Source organism: Streptomyces sp. NPDC002130 (genome assembly GCF_040296465.1).
Lineage (GTDB): Bacteria > Actinomycetota > Actinomycetes > Streptomycetales > Streptomycetaceae > Streptomyces.
In genome coordinates this window covers 1-1,615 of record NZ_JBEOXI010000724.1, presented here as the reverse complement: position 1 = coordinate 1,615, position 1,615 = coordinate 1, and the positions used below count along the sequence as shown (strand labels likewise).

The following is a 1,615-nucleotide window of genomic DNA, read 5'->3' as shown; positions in this document are numbered from 1 at the left end:
TGTCTCCGACTCTACGGGCGGGGTCTGACAATCGGCCCCGGTGGCCGGGTCAGGGCACGGTCCGGGAGACGACGTACACCCAGGGGTACGCCGGGCCGTCGCAGAGGTCTTCGACCTGCGCCCCGCCGCCATCATCCGCGACCTCGACCTGCTCCGCCCGATCTACACGCAGACCGCCGCCTACGGCCACTTCGGCCGCGAACTCCCCGACTTCACCTGGGAACGCACCGACCGCGCCGACGCCCTCCGCAAGGCCGCCGGCCTGTCCTGACCAAGGTCTGTCCGACAGGCAAGAAGGGAGATGGCTGTGCGCATTGCAGTCACCGGCTCGATAGCCACCGACCATTTGCTGATCTTTCCCGGCCGCTTCAAGGAGCAGCTCCTCACCGAACAGCTCGACCGGGTGTCACTGTCGTTCCTCGCCGACCGCCTGGACGTGCGCCGAGGCGGCGTCGCGGCGAACATCGCTCTGGGGCTCGGCCGGTTCGGCTTGCGCCCCGTGCTCGTCGGTGCCGCGGGCGTGGATTTCGCCGATTACGACGCCTGGCTCACGGAGCACGGTGTGGACACGTCGTCGGTCCGGGTCAGCGAAACGCTGCACACCGCCCGCTTCGTGTGCACCACGGATGCCGACCAGAACCAGATCGCCACCTTCTACGCGGGGGCCATGGCCGAGGCCGGCCGGATCGACCTCGGCGAGGTGCATCGCCGCGCGGAGCCCCTCGACCTCGTCATCGTCGGTGCCGACGACCCCGAGGCGATGCTGCGCCACACGACCACCGCTCACGCACTGGGTGTTCCGGTCGCCGCCGACCCTTCCCAGCAGCTGGCCCGCTTGGACCCCGATCAGACTCGGCGCCTGGTGGACGGTGCACATCTGCTGTTCACCAACGAGTACGAGGCGGCGCTGCTCCTGGAGCGGACCGGCTGGAGCCGCGATGAGGTACTCGCCAGGGTGCGGACCTGGATCGTCACCCGCGGCGCCGACGGCGTGTCCCTGGCGGCGGCGGGGACGGACACGCTCGACATCCCGGCGGTGCGGACGGACGACGTGGTCGACCCGACGGGGGTGGGCGACGCGTTCCGCGCGGGTTTCCTCGCCGGCCTCGCCTGGCGGCTTCCCTACGAGCGCGCGGCTCAACTCGGCTGCGCACTGGCCACCGTGGTGATCGAATCCATCGGCCCCCAGGAGTACAAGCTGCTCGCCGCGGATCTGCTGGCCAGGATCGGCGGAACCTACGGCCACCAGTCGGCCGAGGACATCGCCTCGCGGTTGGCGGTCGCCCCATGACCACCTCAGCCCCGACCCGGGCAGCCGCCCTGCGTGAAGCGCTCGCCACCCGCGTGGTGGTGGCCGACGGCGCGATGGGCACGATGTTGCAGGCGCAGGATCCCTCTCTCGAGGACTTCCAGCAGCTCGAGGGCTGCAACGAGATCCTGAACATCACCCGGCCGGACATCGTGCGGTCGGTGCACGCGGAGTACTTCGCGGTGGGTGTCGACTGCGTGGAGACCAACACCTTCGGGGCGACGCGTTCGTCAACGGCAAGGTCGCCTCGATCGTCCAGGGCCCGTGGGAGATCACGAACTTCTACAAGGGCTCGGCCTTCAAGGA

General features: G+C 69.7%; 2 protein-coding genes and 1 pseudogene. All 3 read left to right on the top strand.

Translation table 11 applies throughout. The annotated features are described in order from the left end of the window. Window positions 1–94: 94 nt before the first annotated feature. A pseudogene (locus ABT116_RS44855) lies at window positions 95–271 on the top strand (methionine adenosyltransferase domain-containing protein); the annotation flags it as partial. A 36-nt stretch (window positions 272–307) separates the two neighbouring features. Further along, complete coding sequence (locus ABT116_RS44850) at window positions 308–1,291, top strand: carbohydrate kinase family protein (protein WP_351646766.1); 984 nt, start codon at window positions 308–310, stop codon at window positions 1,289–1,291. Continuing rightward, window positions 1,288–1,615: homocysteine S-methyltransferase family protein (locus tag ABT116_RS44845; protein ID WP_351646763.1), on the top strand; the 328-nt coding region annotated here is incomplete at its 3' end. The genes ABT116_RS44850 and ABT116_RS44845, both read left to right, overlap by 4 nt.